General features: G+C 44.1%; 14 protein-coding genes, 7 tRNA genes and 3 rRNA genes. 4 read left to right on the top strand and 20 right to left on the bottom strand.

Annotated features, from left to right (window positions below; translation table 11 throughout):
- Positions 1 to 20: 20 nt before the first annotated feature.
- The 12 genes from rpoB to GFB47_RS00475 all read right to left on the bottom strand — a co-directional run bounded on the left by rpoB (position 21) and on the right by GFB47_RS00475 (position 9,759).
- Positions 21 to 4,049: a DNA-directed RNA polymerase subunit beta gene (rpoB, locus tag GFB47_RS00530; RefSeq protein WP_153445658.1), complete on the bottom strand. Its 4,029-nt coding sequence runs from the start codon at positions 4,047 to 4,049 to the stop codon at positions 21 to 23.
- Positions 4,050 to 4,326: 277 nt separating this feature from the next.
- Positions 4,327 to 4,695 carry a 50S ribosomal protein L7/L12 gene (gene rplL / locus GFB47_RS00525; RefSeq protein ID WP_153445656.1) on the bottom strand — a complete coding sequence of 123 codons (369 nt, stop codon included), beginning with the start codon at positions 4,693 to 4,695 and terminating at the stop codon, positions 4,327 to 4,329.
- Positions 4,696 to 4,753: 58 nt separating this feature from the next.
- Entirely contained in the window at positions 4,754 to 5,248 is a 495-nt protein-coding gene (rplJ, locus tag GFB47_RS00520) for a 50S ribosomal protein L10 (protein WP_153445655.1), read from the bottom strand.
- Positions 5,249 to 5,541: 293 nt separating this feature from the next.
- Positions 5,542 to 6,246 (bottom strand): 50S ribosomal protein L1, encoded by a 705-nt coding sequence (rplA, locus tag GFB47_RS00515; protein ID WP_153445653.1) that lies wholly within the window; start codon positions 6,244 to 6,246, stop codon positions 5,542 to 5,544.
- Between the two features lie 4 nt (positions 6,247 to 6,250).
- Entirely contained in the window at positions 6,251 to 6,679 is a 429-nt protein-coding gene (rplK, locus tag GFB47_RS00510; protein WP_153445651.1) for a 50S ribosomal protein L11, read from the bottom strand.
- A 181-nt stretch (positions 6,680 to 6,860) separates the two neighbouring features.
- A complete protein-coding gene (nusG, locus tag GFB47_RS00505; RefSeq protein ID WP_153445649.1) occupies positions 6,861 to 7,409 on the bottom strand; it encodes a transcription termination/antitermination protein NusG in 549 nt (182 codons plus the stop codon).
- Positions 7,410 to 7,419: 10 nt separating this feature from the next.
- Entirely contained in the window at positions 7,420 to 7,797 is a 378-nt protein-coding gene (gene secE, locus GFB47_RS00500; RefSeq protein ID WP_153445647.1) for a preprotein translocase subunit SecE, read from the bottom strand.
- A gap of 254 nt (positions 7,798 to 8,051) precedes the next feature.
- On the bottom strand, positions 8,052 to 9,236 hold the full coding sequence (tuf, locus tag GFB47_RS00495) for an elongation factor Tu (RefSeq protein ID WP_153445645.1): 1,185 nt from the start codon (positions 9,234 to 9,236) through the stop codon (positions 8,052 to 8,054).
- Between the two features lie 89 nt (positions 9,237 to 9,325).
- Positions 9,326 to 9,402: transfer RNA gene (locus tag GFB47_RS00490), tRNA-Thr, on the bottom strand.
- Between the two features lie 14 nt (positions 9,403 to 9,416).
- Positions 9,417 to 9,491: transfer RNA gene (locus GFB47_RS00485), tRNA-Gly, on the bottom strand.
- A 65-nt stretch (positions 9,492 to 9,556) separates the two neighbouring features.
- Positions 9,557 to 9,641, bottom strand: a tRNA-Tyr gene (locus GFB47_RS00480).
- A 42-nt stretch (positions 9,642 to 9,683) separates the two neighbouring features.
- Positions 9,684 to 9,759 (bottom strand) — tRNA-Thr (locus GFB47_RS00475).
- A 206-nt stretch (positions 9,760 to 9,965) separates the two neighbouring features.
- On the opposite strand from GFB47_RS00475, the gene coaA reads away from it, so the two are divergent.
- On the top strand, positions 9,966 to 10,904 hold the full coding sequence (coaA, locus tag GFB47_RS00470; RefSeq protein WP_153445643.1) for a type I pantothenate kinase: 939 nt from the start codon (positions 9,966 to 9,968) through the stop codon (positions 10,902 to 10,904).
- Between the two features lie 17 nt (positions 10,905 to 10,921).
- Here the strand turns inward: coaA and birA are convergent, their stop codons facing one another.
- Positions 10,922 to 11,902, bottom strand: coding sequence for a bifunctional biotin--[acetyl-CoA-carboxylase] ligase/biotin operon repressor BirA (birA, locus tag GFB47_RS00465; RefSeq protein ID WP_153445641.1), 981 nt, complete (start codon positions 11,900 to 11,902; stop codon positions 10,922 to 10,924).
- A 36-nt stretch (positions 11,903 to 11,938) separates the two neighbouring features.
- A complete protein-coding gene (murB, locus tag GFB47_RS00460) occupies positions 11,939 to 12,988 on the bottom strand; it encodes a UDP-N-acetylmuramate dehydrogenase (protein WP_153445639.1) in 1,050 nt (349 codons plus the stop codon).
- A 143-nt stretch (positions 12,989 to 13,131) separates the two neighbouring features.
- On the opposite strand from murB, the gene GFB47_RS00455 reads away from it, so the two are divergent.
- The 3 genes from GFB47_RS00455 (at position 13,132) to GFB47_RS00445 (ending at position 16,046) form a co-directional block, all read left to right on the top strand.
- Entirely contained in the window at positions 13,132 to 13,491 is a 360-nt protein-coding gene (locus tag GFB47_RS00455) for a GNAT family N-acetyltransferase (protein WP_238925528.1), read from the top strand.
- 87 nt (positions 13,492 to 13,578) lie between these two features.
- Positions 13,579 to 14,919: a CDP-diacylglycerol--serine O-phosphatidyltransferase gene (pssA, locus tag GFB47_RS00450; protein WP_153445635.1), complete on the top strand. Its 1,341-nt coding sequence runs from the start codon at positions 13,579 to 13,581 to the stop codon at positions 14,917 to 14,919.
- A gap of 104 nt (positions 14,920 to 15,023) precedes the next feature.
- Positions 15,024 to 16,046, top strand: a complete 1,023-nt coding sequence (locus GFB47_RS00445; RefSeq protein WP_153445633.1) for an IS110 family RNA-guided transposase — start codon at positions 15,024 to 15,026, stop codon at positions 16,044 to 16,046.
- Between the two features lie 513 nt (positions 16,047 to 16,559).
- On the opposite strand, the gene GFB47_RS00440 is transcribed toward GFB47_RS00445, so the two are convergent.
- The 6 genes from GFB47_RS00440 to GFB47_RS00415 form a co-directional block, all read right to left on the bottom strand.
- Positions 16,560 to 16,636 (bottom strand) — tRNA-Asp (locus tag GFB47_RS00440).
- Between the two features lie 29 nt (positions 16,637 to 16,665).
- Positions 16,666 to 16,781, bottom strand: a 5S ribosomal RNA gene (rrf, locus tag GFB47_RS00435).
- 132 nt (positions 16,782 to 16,913) lie between these two features.
- A 23S ribosomal RNA gene (locus GFB47_RS00430) occupies positions 16,914 to 19,803 on the bottom strand.
- A 309-nt stretch (positions 19,804 to 20,112) separates the two neighbouring features.
- Positions 20,113 to 20,188, bottom strand: a tRNA-Ala gene (locus GFB47_RS00425).
- A gap of 40 nt (positions 20,189 to 20,228) precedes the next feature.
- Positions 20,229 to 20,305: transfer RNA gene (locus GFB47_RS00420), tRNA-Ile, on the bottom strand.
- 70 nt (positions 20,306 to 20,375) lie between these two features.
- Positions 20,376 to 21,917: ribosomal RNA gene (locus tag GFB47_RS00415) — 16S ribosomal RNA — on the bottom strand.
- Together the 16S, 23S and 5S rRNA genes with 3 tRNA genes alongside form the textbook arrangement of a ribosomal RNA operon.
- Positions 21,918 to 22,223 lie beyond the last annotated feature (306 nt).

The raw sequence follows: 22,223 nt of genomic DNA, 5'->3' as shown, positions 1-22,223 counted from the left end.
CTTTTGACTGCAAATAATAATTACTCTTTGTCTTCTAGTTCGATGTTAATACCTAGAGAGCGAATTTCTTTCAACAATACGTTGAATGATTCCGGCATTCCAGGGTCCATGCTGTGATCGCCATCTACGATGTTTTTATACATCTTAGTACGACCATTCACATCATCAGACTTAACCGTTAGCATTTCTTGCAAGGTGTAAGCGGCACCGTATGCTTCTAGTGCCCATACTTCCATCTCACCGAAACGCTGGCCACCGAACTGAGCTTTACCACCAAGTGGTTGCTGAGTTACTAGGCTGTACGAACCAGTAGAACGTGCGTGCATCTTGTCGTCGACCAAGTGGTTCAGTTTCAGCATGTACATGTAACCCACGGTTACAGGACGCTCAAACTGGTCACCAGTACGACCATCAAACAACTCCAATTGACCTGAAGTTGGAAGGTCTGCAAGTGCTAGCAGTTCTTTAATTGATGTTTCATTTGCACCGTCAAAAACTGGAGTAGCGATCGGTAGACCACCACGTAAGTTTTTAACTAGTGTGCGAACTTCATCATCAGACAATTCAGCAATATCGACGTCTTGACGAGTATCACCTAGATCATAAACCTTCTGTAAGAACTCGCGGAACTTATGCAGTTCTTGCTGCTCTTTAACCATTTGGTTGATCTTGTCACCGATGCCTTTCGCAGCCAGACCTAAGTGAACTTCTAGGATCTGACCGATGTTCATACGTGACGGTACACCCAGTGGGTTTAGCACGATATCAACCGGTTGACCTTTATTATCGTAAGGCATGTCTTCAACAGGGTTAATCTTAGAGATAACACCCTTGTTACCATGACGACCCGCCATCTTGTCACCCGGTTGAATGCGACGTTTAACTGCAAGGTAAACCTTAACAATTTTCTGTACACCCGGAGCAAGATCATCACCTTGTGTGATTTTACGACGTTTGGTTTCAAACTTTTTATCAAAATCAGCTTTGATTTCATCCCATTGCTCAGCAAGCTGCTCAAGTTGAGATTGAAGTGCATCATCTTCTAATGTTTGTACTAACCATTGCTTACGATCAATCGCATCTAGACGAGCTTCAGAGAAACCGCCAGATAGAAGAAGTGAACGAACACGTGCCAATAGGCCGCCTTCTAAGATTTGGAACTCTTCAGTCAAATCTTTCTTCGCTTCTTTCAGCTGCATTTGTTCAATTTCAAGTGCACGCTTGTCTTTTTCTACGCCATCGCGAGTAAAGACTTGAACATCGATGATCGTACCTGATACAGAGTTAGGTACGCGTAGAGACGTATCTTTAACATCTGATGCTTTTTCACCAAAGATAGCTCGTAAAAGCTTCTCTTCAGGCGTCAGTTGAGTTTCACCTTTAGGGGTTACTTTACCCACTAAGATGTCGCCACCCTTCACTTCAGCACCAATGTAAACGATACCTGACTCGTCTAGTTTAGACAGAGCAGACTCACCTACGTTTGGAATATCAGCGGTAATTTCTTCGCTGCCAAGTTTGGTATCACGCGCCACACAAGAAAGCTCTTGGATGTGGATCGTGGTGAAACGGTCTTCTTGAACAACTCGCTCAGAGACTAAGATTGAATCTTCGAAGTTGTAACCATTCCAAGGCATAAATGCGATACGCATGTTTTGGCCAAGCGCAAGTTCACCAAGGTCGGTTGAAGGACCATCGGCAATAACATCACCACGTGATACTGGTTCACCAGGTAGCACGGTCGGGCGTTGGTTAATACATGTGTTTTGGTTCGAACGGGTGTACTTAGTTAAGTTGTAGATGTCGATACCAGCTTCGCCAGGTACTAACTCTTCTTCGTTAACTTTAAGTACGATACGAGATGCATCAACGGACTGGATTGTACCACCACGTTTAGCAACTGCTGTCACACCTGAATCGACCGCTACATTACGCTCAATACCAGTACCAACTAACGGCTTATCAGCGCGTAGAGTTGGAACCGCTTGACGTTGCATGTTGGCACCCATCAATGCACGGTTCGCATCATCGTGTTCTAGGAACGGGATAAGCGAAGCGGCGATAGATACAACTTGGTTTGTTGCCACGTCCATGTAATTAACATGATCACGTGGGTGTAGACCAGATTCACCTTTTTGACGAGCTGTGATCAACTCTTCAGCAAAGTGACTGTCTTCAGTCAAGTGTGCATTCGCCTGAGCGATAACAAACTGACCTTCTTCAATCGCTGATAGGTAATCCACATCTTCAGTCACAACACCATCAACAACGCGACGGTAAGGCGTTTCTAGGAAACCATATTCATTACAACGAGCAAACGCTGACAATGAGTTGATTAGACCGATGTTTGGACCTTCTGGTGTTTCGATTGGACATAAACGACCGTAGTGAGTTACGTGAACATCACGTACTTCAAAACCAGCGCGCTCACGCGTCAAACCACCAGGACCTAATGCAGAAATACGACGTTTGTGCGTCACTTCTGACAACGGGTTGTTCTGATCCATAAATTGAGAAAGCTGTGATGAGCCGAAGAACTCTTTCACTGCCGCCGATATCGGCTTAGCATTGATAAGATCTTGTGGCATGATCGCATCTAAATCACCAAGACTTAGACGTTCTTTCACTGCACGTTCAACACGGACTAGACCAACACGGAATTGGTTTTCTGCCATTTCACCAACAGAACGGATACGACGGTTTCCAAGGTGATCGATATCATCGACTTCACCTTGACCGTTACGAATACCGATCAGTTTCTTCATTACTGCAATGATGTCAGTTTCATCAAGAATACTTTGTTCTTGAGCATCTGGACGATCAATTGAGCTGTTAAACTTCATACGACCAACCGTCGATAAGTCATAACGCTCTACAGCAAAGAACAAGCTATTGAATAATGATTCAGCAGCTTCTTTGGTTGGTGGCTCGCCAGGGCGCATCATGCGATAGATTTCTACTAGTGCAGAAATGCGATCGGTGGTGCTGTCGACACGTAAGGTGTCAGACATGAATGGGCCATGGTCTAGATCATTGGTAAACAATACTTCAAGTTGCTTGTAGCCAGCTTGAGACAGAGTTGCCAATGCTTCTAAAGAAATTTCTTGGTTTGCTGCAACGATAATTTCGCCAGTCGCTTCATCGATATAATCTTTAGAAGCCACTTTACCTACGATGTATTCAACTGGAACTTCAATGAATTCCACGCCATCTTTTTCTAGGTTACGAATATGACGAGCAGTAACACGACGACCTGCTTCTACGTAAACTGTACCGTTTGCTTCGATATCGAAAGAAGCGGTCTCACCACGTAGGCGATCAGGAACTAACTCCATTAATAGAGCTTGTTCTTTTACTTCAAAACGCACTTTTTCGAAGAAGATATCTAAGATCTCTTCAGTGGTTTTGTGTAACGCACGTAAAATGATAGACGCCGGTAATTTACGACGACGGTCAATACGAACGTATAAGTTATCTTTTGGATCAAACTCAAAATCTAACCATGAACCACGGTAAGGAATAACACGTGCGTTATAAAGCACTTTTCCTGATGAGTGAGTTTTACCTTTATCGCTGTCGAAGAACACGCCTGGGCTTCGGTGCAACTGGGATACGATAACCCTCTCAGTACCATTGATTACGAAGGTACCATTGTCTGTCATAAGCGGAATTTCGCCCATGTAGACTTCTTGTTCTTTGATGTCTTTTACGGTACCTGCTGGTGCTTCCTTATCAAAAACAACTAAACGTAATTTTACGCGTAGTGGCTTCGAATAAGTGATGCCTCGAACTTGACATTCTTTAACGTCAAATACTGGCTCACCAAGACGGTAGCTAACGTATTGCAGTTCAGAATTGCCGTTGTAGCTCTGAATTGGAAAAACAGAACGGAAGGCAGCTTCCAGACCATATTGACCTTCAGGATCTTGCTCAATGAACTTGTCAAATGAATCAAGCTGCATTGATAGCAAGTATGGTACGTCCAAAACTTGTGGACGTTGTCCAAAGTCCTTACGGATGCGCTTTTTCTCGGTGTAAGAGTAAACCATGGGGTTCCTCAGCTAGCTGATAAGTGACCCGAACTGCCCATAACACGTTGCAACCAATTACATTGGTAACACGGGGACAGTGACTAACAACACTGTTTTTTGTAGTGACACCCTAACCTCACCTGAAAAATCATTTCAGCCGAACCTTAGAAGTGTTTTTTGCTTAGACTTAGGCGATTAAACAGCGGGAAAATTAACCTAAACCCTACAGCGCAAAAAGGCCGGTGGTTAATAAACCACCAGCCATTAGCCTTGCGGCTAAGAAATTAAATAAAAATTATTTAACTTCAACAGAAGCACCAGCTTCTTCTAGAGTTGCTTTAAGAGCTTCAGCTTCTTCTTTAGAAACAGCTTCTTTTAGTGGAGCAGGAGCTGCGTCAACTAGACCTTTAGCTTCTTTCAGGCCAAGACCTGTAGCGCCACGTACTGCTTTGATTACAGAAACCTTGTTTCCGCCAACAGCAGTTAGGATCACGTCAAATTCAGTTTGCTCTTCTGCAGAATCACCTGCAGCAGCGCCACCAGCAACAACAGCTGCAGCAGCTGAAACGCCGAATTTTTCTTCCATAGCTTCGATAAGCTCAACAACTTGCATTACAGACATTTCTGCAACTGCGTCTAGGATTTGCTCGTTAGTAATAGACATAACAATTCTCTTTTAAAGTTAACAATAAGTTTATATGGTAATCAAAATAAAACTAGGCTTATGCCGCAGCTTCTTCTTTTTGATCACGAACAGCAGCGATAGTACGTACCAACTTGCCAGCAGAAGCTTCTTTCATGCACATCATTAGGCGTGCGATAGCTTCGTCGTAAGTAGGTAGTGTCGCTAGTAGATCAGCATCAGTAATAGTGCCTTCGAATGCAGCAGCTTTGATCTCAAATTGCTTATTCTCTTTTGCGAAGTCTTTAAAAAGACGCGCAGCAGCACCTGGGTGCTCGTTAGAGAAGCCGATCAAAGTAGGACCAACGAATACGTCTTGAAGACATTCGTAGTCTGTACCAACTACAGCACGACGAGCTAGTGTGTTACGAACAACTTTCATGTAAACACCCGCTTCGCGAGCTTGTTTACGTAGAGAAGTCATTGCGCCAACAGCAACGCCACGAGAGTCAGCAACAACTGCAGAAAGTGCACCACTGGCTGCTTCGTTAACTTCAGCAACAATTGCTTGTTTGTCTTGAAGATTTAAAGCCATTTGGATTTACTCCTGGTTGTAGTTACACCACTCAAAAAAACATTTCTGAGTGTTCTTTTGGTGCATTCCCAAATGAATACTTCAATAAAGAAGTACGACCATCAGTTCGGGCACCATCTACGTAGGTATTAATTAAGTTTCATTCATATAAAATGACTGAATCACCTACGGTCTTGGATGGAAGCATCATTTGCTCTGTCTTATTCTAAAAAGAAGTCGACAAAATAAGCAACACTCCAACCATTTCAATTAGGCGCAAAATTATACACAATTTTAGCGCCTAAGCAAATTAATTAGCTAGCTTTAGTATCTAAGCTTGCTTGATCAACCGTTACACCAGCACCCATAGTAGTAGAGATGCTCACTTTCTTCAGGAAAGTACCTTTCGCTGAAGAAGGTTTGGCTTTCTTAAGAGCGACTAGAAGAGACTCAAGGTTCTCTTGTAGTTGTTTCGCGTCAAAAGTTGCTTTACCAATAGTAGTGTGAATGATGCCATTTTTGTCGTTACGGTAACGAACCTGACCCGCTTTAGCATTTTTAACTGCTTCAGCAACGTTAGGAGTTACAGTACCAACTTTAGGGTTTGGCATTAGACCGCGTGGACCTAAGATAGTACCAAGTTGACCAACAACGCGCATTGCATCTGGAGAAGCAACAACAACGTCAAAGTTCATTTCGCCTTTCTTAACTAGCTCAGCTAGATCTTCCATACCAACGATATCTGCGCCAGCTGCTTTAGCGGCTTCAGCGTTTGCACCTTGGGTGAAAACGGCTACGCGGATGTCACGGCCTGTACCATGTGGAAGTACAGTTGCGCCACGAACGTTTTGGTCAGATTTACGAGCATCGATGCCAAGGTTAACAGCAACGTCAACACTTTCTACGAATTTAGCAGTCGCTAATTCTTTTAGAAGAGCAACAGCTTCGTTGATTTCGTATTCTTTAGTCACTTCGATTTTTTCACGAATAGTGCGCATACGCTTAGTAAGTTTTGCCATGATCTTATCCCTCTACCACTAGGCCCATTGAACGAGCAGTACCCGCGATAGAACGCTTCATCGCTTCGATGTCAGCGCCAGTCATATCTGCAGCTTTAGTTTCAGCAATCTCTTGCAGCTGAGCCTCAGTAACAGTACCAACTTTCTCAGTGTTTGGACGACCAGAACCAGACTTAACGCCAGCAGCTTTCTTAAGAAGAACAGCAGCAGGTGGAGTCTTAGTTACAAATGTGAAAGAACGGTCGTTGTATACAGAGATAACAACTGGGATTGGAAGACCTTTCTCAACAGATTCTGTTTTTGCGTTAAACGCTTTACAGAATTCCATGATGTTTACACCATGTTGACCTAGTGCAGGACCAACCGGTGGACTTGGGTTAGCCATACCAGCTGCAACTTGCAGTTTGATATAAGCTTCTACTTTCTTAGCCATGATAATTCCTAAATTTTGGGTACAATCGCTAACTTAATGGTTAGCTCCCCGATTTATATGAAAACTTTTTATGGGCACAAACCCACAAAAAGGCGCGAAATTATAGTTAAATTTCGAACCTTATACAAGCGCTTTGTTTGTTATTTAAACAAAACCCTCTCCCTCATAATATGAGAGTTATTTAGTCAGCTTTTTCAACCTGACTGAATTCTAGTTCAACCGGTGTGGCGCGGCCGAAGATCGAAACAGACACTTTAATGCGGCTCTTTTCGTAATCGACTTGCTCAACAGTACCGTTGAAGTCAGCAAATGGGCCTTCAGTAACTCGAACCACTTCACCCGCTTCAAACAAGGTCTTCGGTCTTGGAGCTTCACTCGCCTTCTCTAGACGGTTTAAGATGGCATCTGCCTCTTTATCCGTAATAGGAGCAGGACGATCTGAGGTGCCACCAATAAAGCCCATAACACGTGGAATGCTACGCACTAAGTGCCATGACTCGTCATTCATCAGCATTTGTACTAAGACATAGCCTGGGAAGAATTTACGTTCACTTTTACGACGTTGACCGGCGCGCATTTCAACCACTTCTTCGGTTGGCACTAAGACGTCGCCAAAGAACTCTTCCATCGCATGCATTTTGATATGCTCACGAAGCGATTGTGCTACACGACCTTCAAATCCTGAAAAGGCTTGAACGACATACCAGCGTTTTTTTGGTGCTTCACTCATTTAAAACCCCTTACACTCCAGTTGCGAGAGCTATCAGACGCACCATGATGCCGTCGATACCCCAAAGCAATAGAGCCATTACAATACTTACAGCTAATACGATAAATGTAGTTTGCATTGTTTCTTGGCGAGAAGGCCAAACAACTTTGCGAACTTCAAGTTTTGCTTCGCGAGCAAATACAACCGTAGCTTTACCTTTTGTTGTTAATGCAGCAACACCTAAAGCGGCGGCCAGCAAAAGAACAACAACTGCTGCGCGGATAGCAACAGACATATCACCATATAGGTGATTACCCACTACCGCAGTAGCTAACAGTGCAAAAGTGATTAACCACTTAAAAGCATCTGCCGCTTTTGAGCTCTCGTGAGTTTCAACTTTGGCTTTCATAATCAAACCTGTGACAAGTTTTACTTAAACGACAATAACCCCGCAATGGCAGGGCTAACTCATTAGCCTCATGATAAACGCCATGAGCTAAACAAATTAGATATTAAATCTAATACATATTCGTTACTGAATGGCACAAAAAATAGTGAAAATTCACTTAGCTTTTGTTCAGTGCAGAAAAAGGGCATCAAATGATGCCCTTTTTGATAGCCGTTAGTCAAATACAATTCGTATTTAACGTAAACTTTAATGCATTAAGCGATAACTTTCGCTACAACACCAGCACCAACTGTACGGCCACCTTCACGGATTGCGAAACGTAGACCTTCGTCCATCGCGATTGGTGCGATTAGAGTTACGATCATTTGTACATTATCGCCAGGCATTACCATTTCAACGCCTTCTGGCAATTGAATGTCGCCAGTTACGTCCGTTGTACGGAAGTAGAACTGTGGACGGTAACCTTTGAAGAAAGGAGTATGACGACCACCTTCATCTTTTGAAAGTACGTATACTTCTGATTCAAAAGTTGTGTGTGGGTTGATTGAACCTTTAGCTGCCAATACTTGACCACGTTCAACGTCATCACGCTTAGTACCACGTAGAAGTGCACCAACGTTCTCACCTGCACGACCTTCGTCAAGCAGTTTACGGAACATTTCAACACCAGTACAAGTAGAAAGAGTAGTTTCTTTGATACCAACGATTTCAACTTCGTCACCTACGCGTAGGATACCGCGCTCGATACGACCTGTTACAACAGTACCACGACCTTGAATTGAGAAAACATCTTCAATTGGAAGTAGGAACGGTTGGTCAACAGCACGCTCTGGTTCTGGGATGTAGTTATCTAGTGCTTCTGCAAGCTCAACGATTTTGTCTTCCCACTCTTTTTCGCCGTTTAGAGCGCCAAGAGCTGAACCTTGGATTACTGGTAAATCATCACCTGGGTAATCGTATTCACAAAGAAGTTCACGAACTTCCATTTCTACTAGTTCTAGTAGTTCTTCGTCATCTACCATGTCACATTTGTTCATGAATACGATGATGAAAGGAATACCAACTTGACGACCAAGTAGGATGTGCTCACGAGTTTGTGGCATAGGGCCATCAGTCGCAGCAACAACTAGGATACCGCCGTCCATTTGAGCAGCACCAGTGATCATGTTTTTAACATAATCGGCGTGTCCTGGGCAATCTACGTGTGCGTAGTGACGAGCAGGAGTATCGTACTCAACGTGAGAAGTAGCGATTGTGATACCACGTTCGCGCTCTTCTGGAGCGTTATCGATAGATGCGAAATCTTTAGCAACACCACCGTACACTTTTGCAAGTGTAGTACAGATAGCAGCAGTAAGAGTTGTTTTACCGTGGTCAACGTGGCCGATAGTACCAACGTTTACGTGCGGTTTCGTACGTTCAAATTTCTCTTTAGACATGGATAGTCCCTCTAGGTACGGATTTGGTGGCCATGAAGACCACGTAACCAAAATGATTGTTAATTATATAAGTATTGCTTGATTAAAACTGGTGCTGATACCCAGACTCGAACTGGGGACCTCACCCTTACCAAGGGTGCGCTCTACCGGGCTGAGCTATATCAGCGAAAACTTTTTAACTGGAGCGTGCGGCGGGAATCGAACCCGCATCATCAGCTTGGAAGGCTGAGGTAATAGCCATTATACGACGCACGCATTGTCATTTAGTACAGTTTTAACTGCAATTTATTACGCATATAGACGAATCTACATGAACAATATGGTGGAGGGGGACGGATTCGAACCATCGAAGGCGGAGCCGGCAGATTTACAGTCTGCTCCCTTTGGCCACTCGGGAACCCCTCCAAATTTTATTTTGCTTGCCACTTTCGATATTAAAAAAGGAAGTGGTGCCGACTACCGGAGTCGAACTGGTGACCTACTGATTACAAGTCAGTTGCTCTACCTACTGAGCTAAGTCGGCGCAAGTGGTGCGAATTCTATTGAATGTTCGAAAATCTTGCAAGAGTAAAATGCAAAAAAATACGATTTTCCGCCTTCTATTACGCATTTGTCTAGAAAATCGGCAACATTCTGAATGTTTGCAGTAAAAGCACGATGGCAATAGTTTGAATTCAAGCAAGCATAGTGTATCTTCGCTCATCCTTGTTAATTGTTTTGAGCCTGATTATGAATCCATATTTGTCATATAACCGAGAGCAGTGGTCCGAGTTGCGGAATTCTGTTCCTATGACACTCACATCAGAAGACTTAAAAGAACTGCAAGGGATCAACGAACATCTTTTGATGGATGAAGTTACTGAAATTTATCTACCATTGTCACGCTTATTAAATCTTTATGTTGCCGCTCGTCAAAGTCGCAACCAAGTACTGCACCAGTTCTTTAGCCCTCACCATTCAGAAAAAGATGAGAAATCGCCACCGTTTATTATTGGTATTGCCGGCAGTGTTGCGGTAGGTAAAAGCACTACAGCTCGCCTGCTTAAAGCGTTGTTATCTCGCTGGGAAAACCATCCAAAAGTAGAGTTAATTACTACCGATGGATTTTTACGTCCCAATCAAACATTACTTGATCATGATTTAATGACTAAAAAGGGCTTCCCTGAGTCTTATGACACCAAGCGTTTGGTGACTTTTCTCAACGATGTGAAGGCAGGTAAACGCAATGTCGAAGCGCCGGTTTATTCTCATATCACTTATAATATTACCGATGAAGTCAAAGTGGTGGATCAGCCAGATGTACTGATCATTGAAGGCTTGAATGTCTTACAAAGTAGTCATGACTATCCAGACGCTCATTTAAAGATGTTTATTTCGGATTTTCTCGATTTTTCTATCTATGTCGATGCCGAGAGCAAAACAATTGAAGACTGGTATATTTCCCGTTTTATGAAGTTACGACAAGGGGCATTCACTAAACCTGGTTCTTATTTTAGCCATTATACCGAGCTCACTGAAGCTCAATCTATTACGAAAGCGCAGAGTATTTGGCAAACCATTAATGGCGTAAATTTGGAACAAAACATACTGCCAACTAAAGGTCGCGCTCAATTAATTTTACGTAAAGGCGTCGGCCATCAAGTTGAAGAGATATTATTACGCAAATAATTCAATACCGATGTAAATTAGTTATCGGCTTTGCGCAGAGAAATCTCGCCGCCGACATACGCTTCTTCCCCTTGCTCGGTGTGTAATAAAATCGCTCCCTGCGAATTGATTCCTTTACATTGTCCATAAACTTCTTTGTTGCCCATAATCAGTTTGATCGACTGATTATGAAAATTATCCAGTTGATTCCAGCGCTCAACCAGCTCACTCATGCCTTTGTGTTCATATTCAGTTAATACACGCTTCCAAGCAGCCAGTAATGCAATCACCACGTTATTGCGGCTCGGAGTATTACCATCAAATACCTGCTCTAGATTAGTCCACGATTGATCAATGTTATCCGTCGTTTTTGACATGTGGATATTTAATCCCATCCCTATCACTAAATGCGCAGCTTCACCGGTTTGCCCTGACATTTCAACTAATACTCCGGCCAGCTTTTTATCATGGTGATAGATGTCATTTGGCCACTTTAATTTAATGTCTTTTGCACCAAGTGACTCTAACCCATCAACAATTGCCACCCCGATAGCCAGACTAAGCCCCATAGCAGCGGCCACACCAGCATCTAGCTTCCAATACATAGAGAAATAAAGATTTGCGCCAAATGGTGACACCCATTCTCTACCTCTGCGCCCTCTTCCTTTGGCTTGGTATTCCGCCACGCAGACACAACCGCTTTCTTTATCTTTACTCTTATCAAGTAAATACTGATTGGTCGAATCGATAATAGGAATAAGCTCTACTGGTTGTTGCGAACTGCGTTGGATTAAGCTTTGATCGAGTAGCTCAATCGCATTCGACAATTGATACCCTTTCCCTTGAACTCGATAGATGTCTAGACCCCAAGTTTGAATAGCTTTAACATGCTTACTAATCGCCGCTCTAGACATACCGAGCATTTCACCAAGCGCTTCACCGGAATGAAATTGCCCATCGGAAAGTACTTTGATAATTTGATATTTAACTACATGCTCTTTGCGTATCATTTCAGTCATTATGATTGCCTTATTCGGATGCACGACGACACCATATTATCGCTCTGATTCTTGAAGTATTACATCGAGTTTCGATTCTTCTGTCGCAGTGAAAAATCGAACTTCATGCTCAAGTTCAACACCATATTTAGTCTTCACGCTTTGCTTTATAAACCAAGCAAGATCCAATACATCTTTTGCGCTTGCGGTTCCAGTATTGACTAAAACTAAAGCCTGCTGCGGGTGTACTTGAGCGCCACCCACTTGATGACCTTTCAAGCCACAGCGATCAATGAGCCAACCGGCGGCAATTTTGACACCAACTTCGGTTTCATAACCACTCATTTCGGGGTGGGCTATTTTTAATTGTTGGTAATGCTCGTGGCTAATAATTGGATTTTTAAAGAAACTACCTGCATTTCCCATCACGGCAGGATCAGGCAGTTTACTGCGTCGAATCTCACACACTAAATCAGAAACCGATTTGGGAGTGTTCAGCAAGTCTTTGTGCGCCGCTAATGGCCCGTATGATAAATTAGGGCACCATTCTTTACTGAGAACCAAGCCCACAGCAGTAATAACCACTTTATTGTACAATGCTTGTTTGAAAATCGAGTCACGGTAAGAGAAGCAGCACTCAGCAGCGGATAATCGCTTTACTTTAAAGTCAGCAAGATCCAAATAATCGACATATTCACAGACATCTTTGAACTCAACCCCATAAGCACCGATATTTTGGATTGGAGCACTACCTGCACACCCAGGGATTAAAGCTAAATTCTCTAGGCCGCCGATACCTTGCTCTAAGGTCCAGTCAACCAAACTAGGCCAATCCTCACCACCACTAATATTCAGGTGATAATGACCTTCTTTTTCTGTTAGCGTCTTACCTTGTAAGTGATTGACGATCACTACACCTTGGTAAGGTTCGGTAAAAAGGACATTACTCCCTTTACCTAATAACAATTTAGGCTTCCTTATCCATTCCATTGATTGAAAGGCTTGTGCTATATCCTCTATTGTCGTTGCTTCAATTAGAGTGTCACATGGCATATCAATACCAAAAGTATGGAATGGTTTTAAGTTTACATTATCGTTTACATTCATTTGATTGATTACCTGTTCTTGTATCGTGCTATTCTACCCTATCCGAAACGCAATCATAGCCCTTCATAATGTCAGTCATTTTCCAGATTCTTCCTCTAATCAAATACCCTTTACTTAAGCCTATTTATAAGGCGTATTACCCTTTGGCTAAGGTAAAGAAAAATGAAAGAGTGGTGGTCGGTTATCAACAGCAGACTATCATTGCCATTGTGCGTTTTCGTCCTATTGAGCAATATACATTATTGACAGGTATGCTCGTAGTGCCAGATCATCGACAACAAGGGATTGGTCAGCAGTTACTTAGTTACTGCGCAACTGAAGAGTTAAACTCAAATTGCTATTGTTTTGCTTATCAGCATTTAGAAACGTTTTATCAACAAGGCGGCTTTCACGCCATTGAAAGTGAGCAGTTGCCATCATCGTTAAGACAATTATTCCTTCGTTACATTACAAATGGAAAAAAACTGTTACCAATGCAGTACAAATCCGTTGATATGGCATAAGATACCAAGCAAATATAGTCAGGTGGCTACCTTTTTTGGTAAAGTTACCTTCATAAGACTCTAAAGTTTCTAAGGTTAAGAATATATATGATAGCTAGTAAGGATTTACTCGAACAGCTACCAACCATAGCTCAAGATCCGAATAAGTTTGAAGTTCTATTTCAGGCCAAGCAATTCAGAGAGCGCCTGCTATCCGAGATTAAAAGTGCCCGTAATCGAATTTATCTCGTCGCACTTTATTTAGAGAATGATGAAGCGGGTCGAGAAGTTTTAACCGAGCTTTATGAAGCGAAACAACGCAATCCTCAATTAGAGGTGACCGTTTGTGTCGATTGGCACCGAGCCCAACGCGGATTAATTGGCGCGGGAAAAACTGATGGTAACGCCGCTTTTTATTGCGAACTAGAAAAAAAATATCAACATGGTATTTCTATACTCGGTATTCCTGTTCGTATCAAAGAGGTATTCGGCGTATTGCACCTTAAAGGCTTTATTATCGATGATACCGTTATCTATAGCGGAGCAAGCCTCAATAATATTTATCTTCATCAAAGCAATAAGTACCGTTTTGACCGCTACCATGTTATTGAAAATCAGACCTTAGCCCAAACTATGGTTAATTATATCGATCAATATATGGTGGCTAACCCTGCGGTTAACAGTCTTAATCAAGAAAACCGTCCGACCACCAAATCACTTAAGCTGGCGATTAAACAGTTTAGGGCTTTATTAGCCCAATCAAGCTATCAGTTTAATGGTGATCAATTACAAGATGGTGAGGTGGGTATTATTCCGCTGGTTGGTGTTGGCAAGCGTCGTAATAAACTAAACCTACACATTAACCATCTAATTGCTTGTGCAGAAAAAGACATTGCTATTTTTACGCCGTATTTCAATTTTCCTAAAAGTGTAGCAAAAGAGATTAAAAAAGCGATTAAACGTGGTGTCAAAATCACGATTGTTGTCGGTGATAAAACCGCCAATGACTTTTATATTCCGCCCGAGGAAGACTTTAAAACCATCGCTGGCTTACCCTATTTATACGAAGTTAACTTGCGCCAATTTGCCAAAGTAAATGAGGCTCATATCGCCAGTCGACAACTTTCTATCCATTTATGGAAACACAACAACAATAGCTTTCACCTAAAAGGTATGTGGGTAGATAAAGAGTATATGCTAATAACCGGTAATAATTTAAACCCTAGAGCGTGGAAATTGGATTTGGAGAACGGTTTATTAGTAAAGGACCCTCAACAATTACTTCGCGATCAATTTGAACAAGAGCTTACTTCAATCTTAGAACATACTCACCTTGTTGGAAGCTACAAGCAATTGGAAGACATAGATTTATATCCTGAAGGGGTTCAGAAATTGATACGTAAAATTAAGCGGATAAAGGCCGATAAGATACTCAAGCAGATATTATAGATTCACAAAAAAGCCGAAGAAGAATACTTCGGCTTAATTATATGGTCCGCCTCACTCTCAAACTCCTATGCTTAGAGTAGGCATTCATAAATGAGGTGAACCATATGTCTTCTATCCAAATTTTAGGTATCGATTTAGGTAAACATAGCTTTCACGTGGTTGGTCATAGCCACTCGGGGAAAGAAGTTTTACGGAAAAAATATAATCGAAACCAATTAATCTCTTTTATTGCGAAGCTAGAACCTACAATTATCGCTTTTGAAGCATGTGGTGGATCCCATTGGCTCGCTCGAAAATGCATAAATTTAGGTCATCAGACCAAACTCATCCCCCCTCAATATGTAAAACCTTACGTCAAGGGTAATAAAAATGACTTCATTGATGCAGCTGCGATAGCAGAAGCAGCGAGCCGACCATCTATGCGTTTTGTTGCAGTAAAAACAGAAGATGCACAAGTTATAGCAACGATTCATCGAATTAGAGATGGTTATATAAAAGAACGAACGGCATGTATGTCTAGAATTGGCGCAATTCTACTCGAATTTGGCCTGAGCCTGCCCAAAGGACATGCAAATATGAAAGCACTTTTCCAGTGGTTAGCAGAACAAAATCAAGAATTACCCCCGAGTTTACTCAATGAACTATGTAGTATCCATGAGCATTATTCTTATTTGAGCCAACAAATAAAAGCGCAAGACATTAAGCTTCATGATATTTCTGAACATAATGAATTAGCTCGGTTATTAAAAACAATTCCCGGCATTGGAGATCTGACATCAACGCTTTGTATTGCTGATGTGAGCTCTGCAAATAACTTTGCAAATGGTCGTAATATGGCAGCATGGCTGGGTCTTGTTCCAAGGCAGTTTTCGACAGGAGGTAAACCCAAGTTATTTGGTGTTAGTAAACGAGGAAATAAACAGCTTCGGACCTTATTTGTTCATGGTGCTAGAGCGATTTTATCTAGGCCAGAAACCACAGGGAAAGTATTTCGTCAATGGCTGGTCAATTTGAGGGCAACCAAGCCGTTTAATGTTGTAGTGGTAGCACTTGCCAACAAGCTAGCAAGAATAGCTTGGGCGGTGTTACAACACCTCCAAGCTTTTAAGGCTGCTTTGCAGCCGTAACCGAGTTTGCAACGTCAATGAAAGTGATGACAAAAACGGTCAATCGGCCAGATTAAAAACCAGATACAAAAAACAGCATAAAAATGCTTTTGGCTTTTTAAGGATAATCTGGCGCGGATATCATCGTGGAGCTGGTAAGCCATGAGCTCACCAAACGTGACTCCGAATACATTAGCGCAAACTAACTCCGTCATTAATTAATTGTAGTTGCAATTAAGAGGCGGACCATACATTTTTGTAGCTGTTTTTCGGGATTGTCCAGACGTAAAAAAACGACTCTTTCGAATCGGGCTTTCAGCTATTATAAAAAAGACAGTGGTGATGTGGACGGGGCTCCCTAATATCAACAATCTTGCGCGCCCCCGACGTGACAGGCCGCCGCTTCTGAATAGAGTTAACCAACTAATGCGACCACAGTATATCACCTCAAAGTCATTGCCTTTACGTTCTATAATTCAACTTTGTTCAGACGTAAAAAAGCCCGACTCTTTCGAATCAGGCTTTCATAAATAGTGGCGGAGTGGACGGGACTCGAACCCGCGACCCCCGGCGTGACAGGCCGGTATTCTAACCAACTGAACTACCACTCCGCAGTGTCTATTCAGTATACTAAATCAAAGCCTGGCGATGTCCTACTCTCACATGGGGAAACCCCACACTACCATCGGCGCTATTGCGTTTCACTTCTGAGTTCGGCATGGAATCAGGTGGGTCCACAATGCTATGGTCGCCAAGCAATATTCTTTGTTAAGACGATTTCGTCTTAACTAATTCGGAAAGCTGCTTTGCTAATTCGTTCTCACACAAATTCAAGTATCTATTCTGTATCTTCTATTAAATCCAACAACAAAACCCTTTAGGTGTTGTATGGTTAAGCCTCACGGGCAATTAGTACAGGTTAGCTCAATGCCTCGCAGCACTTACACACCCTGCCTATCAACGTTCTAGTCTCGAACAACCCTTTAGGACGCTTAAAGCGCCAGGGAAGACTCATCTCAGGGCTCGCTTCGTGCTTAGATGCTTTCAGCACTTATCGATTCCGAACTTAGCTACCGGGCAATGCCATTGGCATGACAACCCGAACACCAGTGGTTCGTCCACTCCGGTCCTCTCGTACTAGGAGCAGCCCCCTTCAATCTTCCAACGCCCACGGCAGATAGGGACCGAACTGTCTCACGACGTTCTAAACCCAGCTCGCGTACCACTTTAAATGGCGAACAGCCATACCCTTGGGACCGACTTCAGCCCCAGGATGTGATGAGCCGACATCGAGGTGCCAAACACCGCCGTCGATATGAACTCTTGGGCGGTATCAGCCTGTTATCCCCGGAGTACCTTTTATCCGTTGAGCGATGGCCCTTCCATTCAGAACCACCGGATCACTATGACCTGCTTTCGCACCTGCTCGAATTGTCATTCTCGCAGTCAAGCGGGCTTATGCCATTGCACTAACCACACGATGTCCAACCGTGTTTAGCCCACCTTCGTGCTCCTCCGTTACTCTTTGGGAGGAGACCGCCCCAGTCAAACTACCCACCAGGCACTGTCCACAATCCCGATTAGGGACCTATGTTAGAACATCAAAACTACAAGGGTGGTATTTCAAGGACGACTCCACATCATCTAGCGACAATGCTTCAAAGTCTCCCACCTATCCTACACATGTAGGTTCAATGTTCAGTGCCAAGCTGTAGTAAAGGTTCACGGGGTCTTTCCGTCTAGCCGCGGGTACACTGCATCTTCACAGCGATTTCAATTTCACTGAGTCTCGGGTGGAGACAGCGTGGCCATCATTACGCCATTCGTGCAGGTCGGAACTTACCCGACAAGGAATTTCGCTACCTTAGGACCGTTATAGTTACGGCCGCCGTTTACCGGGGCTTCGATCAAGAGCTTCGACCGAAGTCTAACCCCATCAATTAACCTTCCGGCACCGGGCAGGCGTCACACCGTATACGTCATCTTACGATTTTGCACAGTGCTGTGTTTTTAATAAACAGTTGCAGCCACCTGGTATCTGCGACTCCCGTCAGCTTAGAGAGCAAGTCTCATCACCAACAGGAGCGTACCTTCTCCCGAAGTTACGGTACCATTTTGCCTAGTTCCTTCACCCGAGTTCTCTCAAGCGCCTTGGTATTCTCTACCCGACCACCTGTGTCGGTTTGGGGTACGATTTCTTATAAACTGAAGCTTAGAGGCTTTTCCTGGAAGTATGGCATCAATGACTTCATCACCGTAGTGACTCGACATCGTGTCTCAGCCTAACAATTTCCCGGATTTACCTAAGAAATTAGCCTACGCACTTGAACCTGGACAACCATCGCCAGGCCCACCTAGCCTTCTCCGTCCCCCCATCGCATTTATAAGAAGTACGGGAATATTAACCCGTTTCCCATCGACTACGCTTTTCAGCCTCGCCTTAGGGGTCGACTTACCCTGCCCCGATTAACGTTGGACAGGAACCCTTGGTCTTCCGGCGAGGGAGTTTTTCACTCCCTTTATCGTTACTCATGTCAGCATTCGCACTTCTGATACCTCCAGCAAACTTCTCAGTTCACCTTCAACGGCTTACAGAACGCTCCCCTACCCAGCATAATAAATTATGCTGCCGCAGCTTCGGTGTATAGCTTAGCCCCGTTACATCTTCCGCGCAGGCCGACTCGACCAGTGAGCTATTACGCTTTCTTTAAATGATGGCTGCTTCTAAGCCAACATCCTGGCTGTCTGAGCCTTCCCACATCGTTTCCCACTTAGCTATACTTTGGGACCTTAGCTGGCGGTCTGGGTTGTTTCCCTCTCCACGACGGACGTTAGCACCCGCCGTGTGTCTCCCGGATATTACTTACTGGTATTCGGAGTTTGCAAAGGGTTGGTAAGTCGGGATGACCCCCTAGCCTTAACAGTGCTCTACCCCCAGTAGTATTCGTCCGAGGCGCTACCTAAATAGCTTTCGGGGAGAACCAGCTATCTCCAGGTTTGATTGGCCTTTCACCCCTAGCCACAAGTCATCCGCTAATTTTTCAACATTAGTCGGTTCGGTCCTCCAATTGATGTTACTCAATCTTCAACCTGCCCATGGCTAGATCACCTGGTTTCGGGTCTAATCCTAGCAACTATTCGCCCAGTTAAGACTCGGTTTCCCTACGGCTCCCCTAAACGGTTAACCTTGCTACTAAAATTAAGTCGCTGACCCATTATACAAAAGGTACGCAGTCACACCACGAAGGTGCTCCTACTGCTTGTACGTACACGGTTTCAGGTTCTATTTCACTCCCCTCACAGGGGTTCTTTTCGCCTTTCCCTCACGGTACTGGTTCACTATCGGTCAGTCAGGAGTATTTAGCCTTGGAGGATGGTCCCCCCATATTCAAACAGGATATCACGTGTCCCGCCTTACTCGTTTTCACTTAGTATGATGTGTCGGTTACGGGGCTATCACCCTGTATCGCGGCACTTTCCAGAGCCTTCACCTGCATCATATAAAGCTTAAGGGCTAATCCAATTTCGCTCGCCGCTACTTTCGGAATCTCGGTTGATTTCTCTTCCTCCGGGTACTTAGATGTTTCAGTTCCCCGGGTTCGCCTTATTAACCTATGTATTCAGTTAATAATACGTGCTTATGCACGTGGGTTTCCCCATTCGGAAATCGTAGACTCAAGTGGCTTTTACTGCCTTATCTACGCTTATCGCAAGTTAATACGTCCTTCATCGCCTCTGACTGCCTAGGCATCCACCGTGTACGCTTATTCACTTAACCATACAACCCAAAAGGGTCTTATGTATGTTCAACTAAATAAGGTTTAGTTTTTTGTTTATTCAAGAGGGTAATCTTGAATAAACGATTTGCCGGACTCAATAGAACAAACCATAAATGGTTTGTAGAATACAAGACACTTGAATGTGTGTTGTTACTCATCACTTGCAAGCAAGCAATAAGATTTGAGAACTTTTATTTTGAACAAATAACCTTGGTTATTTATTCAGTCAGCTTTCCAAATTGTTAAAGAGCAAGTTATATCTTTCGATGTAACCATCTTTAAATACTCTCAAGGAGAATACTTAAAGATGGTGGAGCTATGCGGGATCGAACCGCAGACCTCCTGCGTGCAAGGCAGGCGCTCTCCCAGCTGAGCTATAGCCCCATCGTTTCTTAATGTTGACCAATTCTCTCTGGAGGAAAATTGGTGGGTCTGAGTGGACTTGAACCACCGACCTCCCGCTTATCAGGCGAGCGCTCTAACCAGCTGAGCTACAGACCCAACATTAAAACTCTTAACTTTTCTAAACCTAATCAATCTGTGTGGGTACTCATCAAAAATAATCTTTTCGTAAGGAGGTGATCCAGCCCCAGGTTCCCCTAGGGCTACCTTGTTACGACTTCACCCCAGTCATGAACCACAAAGTGGTAAGCGTCCTCCCCGAAAGGTTAAACTACCTACTTCTTTTGCAGCCCACTCCCATGGTGTGACGGGCGGTGTGTACAAGGCCCGGGAACGTATTCACCGTGGCATTCTGATCCACGATTACTAGCGATTCCGACTTCATGGAGTCGAGTTGCAGACTCCAATCCGGACTACGACGCACTTTTTGGGATTCGCTCACTATCGCTAGCTTGCTGCCCTCTGTATGCGCCATTGTAGCACGTGTGTAGCCCTACTCGTAAGGGCCATGATGACTTGACGTCGTCCCCACCTTCCTCCGGTTTATCACCGGCAGTCTCCCTGGAGTTCCCGACATTACTCGCTGGCAAACAAGGATAAGGGTTGCGCTCGTTGCGGGACTTAACCCAACATTTCACAACACGAGCTGACGACAGCCATGCAGCACCTGTCTTACAGTTCCCGAAGGCACATCAGCGTCTCCGCCGACTTCTGTAGATGTCAAGAGTAGGTAAGGTTCTTCGCGTTGCATCGAATTAAACCACATGCTCCACCGCTTGTGCGGGCCCCCGTCAATTCATTTGAGTTTTAATCTTGCGACCGTACTCCCCAGGCGGTCTACTTAACGCGTTAGCTCCGAAAGCCACGGCTCAAGGCCACAACCTCCAAGTAGACATCGTTTACGGCGTGGACTACCGGGGTATCTAATCCCGTTTGCTCCCCACGCTTTCGCATCTGAGTGTCAGTATCTGTCCAGGGGGCCGCCTTCGCCACTGGTATTCCTTCAGATCTCTACGCATTTCACCGCTACACCTGAAATTCTACCCCCCTCTACAGTACTCTAGTTTGCCAGTTTCAAATGACCTTCCGAGGTTGAGCCCTGGGCTTTCACATCTGACTTAACAAACCACCTGCATGCGCTTTACGCCCAGTAATTCCGATTAACGCTCGCACCCTCCGTATTACCGCGGCTGCTGGCACGGAGTTAGCCGGTGCTTCTTCTGTTGCTAACGTCAAGCTACGCAGCTATTAACTACGCAACCTTCCTCACAACTGAAAGTACTTTACAACCCGAAGGCCTTCTTCATACACGCGGCATGGCTGCATCAGGCTTTCGCCCATTGTGCAATATTCCCCACTGCTGCCTCCCGTAGGAGTCTGGGCCGTGTCTCAGTCCCAGTGTGGCTGATCATCCTCTCAGACCAGCTAGGGATCGTCGCCTTGGTGAGCCATTACCTCACCAACTAGCTAATCCCAATAGGCGTATCCTAACGCGCGAGGCCCGAAGGTCCCCCGCTTTGCTCCGAAAAGATTATGCGGTATTAACAGTCGTTTCCAACTGGTATCCCCCACATCAGGGCAACTTCCTATGCATTACTCACCCGTCCGCCGCTCGTCAGCAGATAGCAAGCTATCTCTGTTACCGCTCGACTTGCATGTGTTAGGCCTGCCGCCAGCGTTCAATCTGAGCCATGATCAAACTCTTCAATTTAAGATTTTGATTCCCTTAATTAAAAGGGAGTGACTCAACGAATACTGACTTCAAAACTAATCTTTATCCGAAGATAAAGTGTAATTTTAAAGCTATTACCATTCCAACAGAATGGTAATGAATTGACTGTGCCGAACAATAAATTGTTCAATTTGGTCACTCAGTTCATTGAAATCATTTTTGCTTCGCCTCTTCGTTAAAAAAGACGAGCTTTATTGATTATCATCAACGAGTGCCCACACAGATTGATAGGTTTAAATTGTTAAAGAGCAACTGTTCGTGCGACTTGCGTCTCGTTGAACAGGG

Origin of the sequence: Vibrio algicola (assembly GCF_009601765.2) — a bacterium.
Lineage (GTDB): Bacteria > Pseudomonadota > Gammaproteobacteria > Enterobacterales > Vibrionaceae > Vibrio > Vibrio algicola.
This window is presented reverse-complemented; position numbering and strand designations above follow the sequence as displayed.

Excerpts from the sequence above, each read along its gene's own strand:
- rpoB (WP_153445658.1), bottom strand. The coding sequence starts at position 4,049 with ATGGTTTACTCTTACACCGAGAAAAAGCGCATCCGTAAGGACTTTGGA.
- rplL (WP_153445656.1), bottom strand. The coding sequence starts at position 4,695 with ATGTCTATTACTAACGAGCAAATCCTAGACGCAGTTGCAGAAATGTCT.
- rplJ (WP_153445655.1), bottom strand. The coding sequence starts at position 5,248 with ATGGCTTTAAATCTTCAAGACAAACAAGCAATTGTTGCTGAAGTTAAC.
- rplA (WP_153445653.1), bottom strand. The coding sequence starts at position 6,246 with ATGGCAAAACTTACTAAGCGTATGCGCACTATTCGTGAAAAAATCGAA.
- rplK (WP_153445651.1), bottom strand. The coding sequence starts at position 6,679 with ATGGCTAAGAAAGTAGAAGCTTATATCAAACTGCAAGTTGCAGCTGGT.
- nusG (WP_153445649.1), bottom strand. The coding sequence starts at position 7,409 with ATGAGTGAAGCACCAAAAAAACGCTGGTATGTCGTTCAAGCCTTTTCA.
- secE (WP_153445647.1), bottom strand. The coding sequence starts at position 7,797 with ATGAAAGCCAAAGTTGAAACTCACGAGAGCTCAAAAGCGGCAGATGCT.
- tuf (WP_153445645.1), bottom strand. The coding sequence starts at position 9,236 with ATGTCTAAAGAGAAATTTGAACGTACGAAACCGCACGTAAACGTTGGT.
- coaA (WP_153445643.1), top strand. The coding sequence starts at position 9,966 with ATGAATCCATATTTGTCATATAACCGAGAGCAGTGGTCCGAGTTGCGG.
- birA (WP_153445641.1), bottom strand. The coding sequence starts at position 11,902 with ATGACTGAAATGATACGCAAAGAGCATGTAGTTAAATATCAAATTATC.
- murB (WP_153445639.1), bottom strand. The coding sequence starts at position 12,988 with ATGAATGTAAACGATAATGTAAACTTAAAACCATTCCATACTTTTGGT.
- pssA (WP_153445635.1), top strand. The coding sequence starts at position 13,579 with ATGATAGCTAGTAAGGATTTACTCGAACAGCTACCAACCATAGCTCAA.
- GFB47_RS00445 (WP_153445633.1), top strand. The coding sequence starts at position 15,024 with ATGTCTTCTATCCAAATTTTAGGTATCGATTTAGGTAAACATAGCTTT.